Source organism: Vibrio sp. 970, from assembly GCF_033339075.1.
Genome location: NZ_JAWOTW010000039.1, coordinates 1 through 6,310, shown reverse-complemented (window position 1 = coordinate 6,310; position 6,310 = coordinate 1). Strand labels below are relative to the sequence as shown.

The 6,310-nt window shown below is 39.7% G+C and carries 6 protein-coding genes; 3 read left to right on the top strand and 3 right to left on the bottom strand.

Going from position 1 to position 6,310, the window contains the following annotated elements:
* Nucleotides 1-422 precede the first annotated feature (422 nt).
* Nucleotides 423-1,139 carry an AHH domain-containing protein gene (locus R7Q11_RS24295; RefSeq protein ID WP_140340489.1) on the top strand — a complete coding sequence of 239 codons (717 nt, stop codon included), beginning with the start codon at nt 423-425 and terminating at the stop codon, nt 1,137-1,139.
* Nucleotides 1,139-1,714, top strand: coding sequence for a hypothetical protein (locus R7Q11_RS24290; protein WP_213866512.1), 576 nt, complete (start codon nt 1,139-1,141; stop codon nt 1,712-1,714). The genes R7Q11_RS24295 and R7Q11_RS24290 overlap by 1 nt, the downstream gene beginning before the upstream one ends.
* Before the next feature lie 646 nt (nt 1,715-2,360).
* Here R7Q11_RS24290 and R7Q11_RS24285 read toward each other — a convergent pair.
* A complete protein-coding gene (locus R7Q11_RS24285; protein ID WP_104401189.1) occupies nt 2,361-2,651 on the bottom strand; it encodes a hypothetical protein in 291 nt (96 codons plus the stop codon).
* Between the two features lie 271 nt (nt 2,652-2,922).
* On the opposite strand from R7Q11_RS24285, the gene R7Q11_RS24280 reads away from it, so the two are divergent.
* Nucleotides 2,923-4,668: a hypothetical protein gene (locus R7Q11_RS24280; RefSeq protein ID WP_225466802.1), complete on the top strand. Its 1,746-nt coding sequence runs from the start codon at nt 2,923-2,925 to the stop codon at nt 4,666-4,668.
* Nucleotides 4,669-5,065: 397 nt separating this feature from the next.
* Here R7Q11_RS24280 and R7Q11_RS24275 read toward each other — a convergent pair whose 3' ends face one another.
* Entirely contained in the window at nt 5,066-6,022 is a 957-nt protein-coding gene (locus tag R7Q11_RS24275; protein ID WP_213866514.1) for an integron integrase, read from the bottom strand.
* Nucleotides 6,023-6,037: 15 nt separating this feature from the next.
* Nucleotides 6,038-6,310: hypothetical protein (locus R7Q11_RS24270; protein WP_225466801.1), on the bottom strand; the 273-nt coding region annotated here is incomplete at its 5' end.

Here is a 6,310-nt window from a genome sequence, read left to right as displayed (position 1 = left end):
GAGAAGTGCAGCGTTAAGGCGGTGAACTATGATGTGCGCGTGTATGAGGATGATGAAAACGAACCCGACGAACAGGGATACCCCAAAGTGGCTTAAAGAAGCGCCCTAAATTCGTAATAGTTCTTCTATTAGTTTTGCTAGTTTTGACTAATGAGCTCTAGCCGAAATCAACATCATACTTTTTGAGTTGCTCAAGGTAGCCTAAGCGCATAGGTAAAACAGAGTATGTTCTTCTTCGGAAGTTGGTTGAAGATTAAATGGCAGACAGCTGTGAATTACAGAATTGTACATAAGTCCCTTATGTAATTAATATGTTCGTCAATTTGTGACAGTTTTAACCTAAGCACAAAAACGGGTTTAACTCATTGACCGAGTTAGCTAATTAAGGGGAGCATTATTCTTTTTGAAGGTTTGAAAAGAAAATGGAAAAGGTAATTTTGGGAAAGTCTCCCGTTCTGAAGCTCCCTTTGAGGCCAAAGAACCCGTCAGGCTTAGAGATGGCGATATATAGATTTCAGGTTAAGGCGTACAAGCATTACCACAAGATAAAGGACCTAGATAAAACCTCGCCTAAAGAGGTTAAAGAAGCAGAGGAAACAATTGCTCATTTGAATCGAGAACGTGCCAAGATTAACGCGCATGCACAGTTGCAAGAGCAGTTGCTTGCAGATTTGGAAGCGTATCGAGACGACAATAAAGATAGCTCTCATACAGAGTTGGCAAAGGAAAAACATCATCCTACCACACGCTTGGCAAGTAACTTGTATGCCATTGCAGAGCCAAAGCCGTCACCAAATCATGCAGCGCATCATATCATCATGGGGAATGGCCGTGTTAGAGCCATGACTAACGCTCGGTTGCAAATGTTCATGTACGGGATCGGCATCAATGATTCAATTAATGGAATTTGGCTCCCTCGTTCTACCGCCTACAAAGGGCATTACACTACGCCAAAAGCGCCGACGCACTCGCGCATACATGGCGATAACTATCAGAGGTGGGTTGGCAGGCTGGCGGTTATTCGCAACAATGAAAGTGCATTTAGAGCGAGACTAGTGACTATCAAATCTCAGTTAAAGGATGGCTCTCATCCTCCCAAAATTCTTATGAAGAAAGATCCATCTTGGAAGCCAGCTTAATGAGTATATATCAGGTAAGAAACCTCAATCGTTACTTTAAAGTTCTTGAGCATGATCCGTTTCAAAGGGCTATTGATGCGGGCGATGATGTCCTGTTGGACAGGCTTTTCAATGAGCCAGTAAGAGCGCAAGGGTTGGCTGATGTTTGGGTAGAAGAGAGTGTGGAATTTACCGCTCACTACAAGACGTCTGTAAAAATCCCGGACATCTCCGTTTGGGGAGCGAGCTTGGTGCTAACGCCTCGAGCGGTCGAAGTGTTAAAGCCATACATTGAATCAGATGGTGAGTTTTTACCTATCGTGATTGATGGCGAGAAGTTTCAGGTTTTCAATGTCATGAGTTTTGGCGAAGAAGACAAGGAACATACGAAACACGAATACATTGATGAGCATCCGGTTGGCTTGGAGTCGCTCAAGTTCGTTGAGTCTAGCGTTGCAGATAAGTACGTTTTCAAGTCGTTGATGGAAGGATGTGAGTTGTTGTATTGCGATGACAAACTAAAGAACTTGTGCAATGAACATGATTTACGTGGTGTTGAATTCGATTTAGATCTATTGGATATATTCGACTACTAATCAGCTATTTTAGATTTAACCTAACTTATCAGCGAATTATATTGCCTTGTGCTTAGTTTTAACGCTGATAAGTACCCTTAGGAACTTCACATTGTTCTGAGGTAAAGTTAGTTGTAGTGACTCATACTCGATCTTACACATTCGCGGGTTAGCCACGACTAGATCATACAGTCGGGTTGCTGGTGTCAAAACTCACAATTGGACAAAAACGTGTTAGCAAATTTATCAGTTTAGAAAATAATTAATTAGCTCTTGCATTGGAAAAATCAACTAGTCATTACCTAAGCTAGTAACTGCTAACGACTCTAATATGTACTAATTCAGACCTGATCTGACAATTGCCCGATTTTTGGTTGACTCCGCTGCCATCAATCGATAGTGGCAGCGGGATTAACTTGATGCTATTGAAAATCAGATTCAAGAACTTCACCAGTATCATCTACTTCATCTGTATGGATCGTTACTTCATGCTCTGTTTGACAATTATCACAGGTTACTATGCCTGTATATGTATAGGACGTGGTGTGAGTACCGCTTTTACCGTTGTTTTCACAGTTTAACGACCTTAGATCTATATCGAGTTCCTGAGCGCATGTTTCATTTTTGCATTCCATTTCTTACTCCTCATGTAATTCAGTTCACGTATTTATTGGTTTAATCTTTCTCGAACGGTTTGAAACGTATCTTGCCCCTCTGAAAGTTCCAGCATTGCTTGTACACGATGTGATGCCATACTGGCTGCTTCAGCATACGAACATCGATATCGTTCCTGTAAAACAAGTGCAGTTTCATTAACGACTTTTACTTCTCCATGCTCTTTAATGCTCATTTGGAAGTGATACAAGTCTTGAGCGCCGTTCAACCCTGCTCTAGCTGCGGTTGCAGCGTCAAATAAATCGGTGGAAAGCCTCGAAACAATGTCATTAAAACTTATCATGTGACCTCTCAGTTTATTGTCATAAGTGAATTTAAAAAACCTAATCGCAGTACCTTTCGTTTAGAAAGGCCTTACCTAGTTTTCCCTCATTTTCCCGTTCTCGAAACAATGGCAGAAACGCTAACAAACAATTTCATGTTATGAACGGAATCTGTATGATTTTCTTAAGAGTCAAAGCTCTATCTTGTTGAAACATAGTAATCTGTACTAACTTGGCTTAACATCTGAGTTATATTTTGATTTGTGTATTGCAATTTAAGGAAAAATGTGAATGACGATAGTTACGTTAAAGCTAAGTGAGGCTGAAAATGTGTTGAGGAAATGGTTTGAAGCAGGGGTTGCCTATAACCTAATTTTTGGAAGTTTAGAAGCTCGAAAACAAGCGGGCGTAATTGATCTTCGTCGACTTTTTTCTAGCATCCCACTTACAGAGAGACCGTACTACTATGAGATCTTAAAAAAAGCATTTGATCCACGATATAACACGATGCAGGTAATTATGAGTCATCTAGATCCTACTTTGCCTTTTAGCGGCAAGTTACAAGCATGTGTATATATTCTCGGTGAAAATTATCCCCAAATGTCATTCCAGTTATTTAATATGGCAGCAACCTCTACTTCTTTAGACCCAAAAGAAATTGTTCGCGCTTACTATCTAATTCGCGCGAAATTAGATCGCACTCATGATCAGAAACAAGTAATTGAAATTAAAGATAAGACTCTAGTTGCACTATCTAAACTCGTGAATCAACAACAGCTAACGTCAAGTTTAGTACATGTCGAATATGGACCGTCCCAAGATAGCTTAACTCCGTTTATAATTCATTCTTATGATTTATTTACTCATCAGGGACACAGTAAAACAAATAATGAAAGGTTTAACCTTGGAAAAATACATGAGCACTATATAGAGATAGCCCGCAAACATGCTTTGGGGCAAGACCCTTTAGAAGAACTGCCACATCCATTATTGGCTGGTAAAAAATATACTCAGTGGGCACCAATACTACACGCATTGTGTCGCCATTACGAAAGTAGTACATCGGTAGAGTATTACCGAACTTACAGCGGCAGCATACCGATAAAATATGATCACGAATTGGACAATAGAAATGTCACCCCTCAGTTTGATAGATTGCGTAAGCGAGAGCTATCACTAAGGCGTTTTTTAAAGCCCCACCCAGACGATTTCGCCCAAAGGCTACAAGACCCACTAGAGCAAATTGATCCAACATTAGTACGGAAAATGGTGTTGTGTAACATGATCATGTTTTATTTTGCGATCATGAATAATGCTCCTTGGTACATCCAAGTACGAGAGTGCGTAGCTAAGCTGAAAAAGCGTTACCCGCAAGACTTTCTAACCAAATTGATCTGTTTTCCTGAGAGGGAAGATGTCACTGATGATACTTTACTTAATAATTTCAAAGAGTTATTTGATTGCAATCCAGTCGGCCTCTTTCCTTGGATGTTTTGGGGATATTTACCTGAACCGATTGGTTTAATGGAGCATTACTTTGGAGACAAAAACAACACGAGTATCGAACATATAGCTCAAAGGAACATGTCCTTTAAAAAATTAGGGCTTGCACAGTCCGTACTATTGATTCCTAAATATCTTAATGAGTTTGATAGTTCACAATGGCTGAAGGAGCCGATAATGGTTAAATACCCTTCAGACCGTACGAAGTTTTGTGTTTTCTATGCACCAGAAAACCTATCGAAAGAAAAGGGGTTATATTTGGCGGGATTGCAATGTAAAGGTCAGTACATTGAGGAGACCTTGAAAGAAAACCTCAATATGGAGGTTGAGGAGCTTGAAGATTTACTACTCGGCATTTGTTACCTATGGCATAACACCATTATTAGAAAAATATCATTGAGTAAATTTTTAGATACGCTACAGAGTAGCGTAGGTAGTGAAATTAGCGAACGAACTTTAAGAAAAAGAGTAGACAAAGCTAAATACTGGCTTGAACAATGGCCGAAAGTTGCTCCGTTACACGAAAATAAATAGTAATAGAATATAGCATTAAGAGAACACTAATGAGTAAAAGTACTTATACACAAAAGGTGGTGTTCTCCTAATCCAGTAGACATTACACAGATAAGAAAAAGTAGGTCAAATCACCCCCATTGCGATTTGAGAGGTTGAGCGACTCAGGCAAGGAATGGGGCAGAACCGATTTAGGGTAACCTGTCAAACCTAGTCACATCGAGATAAAGAAACTAACAGATTGCATTCAGACAAATTCAAGTTAGTTGATAAATGGGGCAAGTTTGGGGCAATAATGGGGCGAGTTAAGCATACATTTTTAAATGTTTAGGGTTTCTTTTGGTCATCTATGAAATGACTAGGAGAACCTTCATGTAGAGTGAGTTTTCTTAATTTATTGATTTTTATTGACTTATTTTCAATCCACCAATGACGGATCATTTTTGTGGTTGACATGATGAGCTGCAGTATAGATTTGCGTGGTTTTTACATCAGTATGCCCTAATTGTTCCTGAACAGTTCTAATGTCTGCGCCAGATTCCAATAAATGCGTGGCAAAACTGTGTCTTAGTGTGTGGCAAGTTACAGTTTTCTCAATGCTTGCGTCGCTTGCCGCGCGCTTTACCGCTCTTTGTATTGCGCTTTCATTGATATGATGCCTTCTGAGTTCACCAGTGTCTCGATCTGCGCTTAACTTTGTTGATGGAAACAAAAAGTGCCAGTTAAAATCTAGCTCCGCTTTTGGGTATTTACGTCGTAAACCTTCAGAGATATATACGCCCGCATAACCAGGCATGTGCCTATCTTTAAAGTAGTAGTTTCTTGCTAAATTAACTTGAGCTTTGAGTGGTTCATGTAGTTCTTTGGCTAATGTGACTGTACGATTTTTACCTCCTTTTCCTTGCCAAACGCGAACTGCACCATAATCATAATCGATGTCTTGAACTCTTAAGCGTAAACATTCCATAACTCGAAGCCCGGAGCCGTAAAGTAGCTGAATATGGAGTCTATACCTCGGGTCGATATGCTGAACGAATCTTCGGATCTCCTCCCTGGTTAACACAACGGGAAGTTTCTTTTCGGTCAAGGATTTCTGAAATCTCATATCAAGTGATAGTGGGGTTTTAAAATAATCACGATATAAAAATGATATTGAGTTCAGCGCCAAAGCTTGCGTTTTTACCGCAACTTTTTCTTCTACCGCTAAGTAACTCAGAAATTGAATGACATCATCTTCTGCTAGTGTTGATGGGTGGGCGAGCTGGTGAAAAGTGATAAAACGTTTTATCCAAAATAGATAACTTTCGATAGTTTTATTCGCATAATGACGAGTAAGCATGTGCTCTTTTACACTAAGTAAAAACTGACTTTTCATGATAAATTAACCTGTTTATTTATACAGCTCCGTTAATGTATCACCACTTTTGAAATTAGCGTGCTGTGCGCCGCCTAATTGCGCGCGCCACCACACATATTCATACTGTTTTTCTATTTGTTTCATGCATATAAGTGCTACGATTGATAGCGCTTTTGATAAGAAAGAAGGCGGTAGCCTGCCAGAAAAACGGCAAATCGCCGTATAGAAAGCGTTATACGAATAGAGGGAAATTATGTACAAAAGTAATGATTTTAACTTGGATTCAAAAGAGTTCAGGTTTAAGAA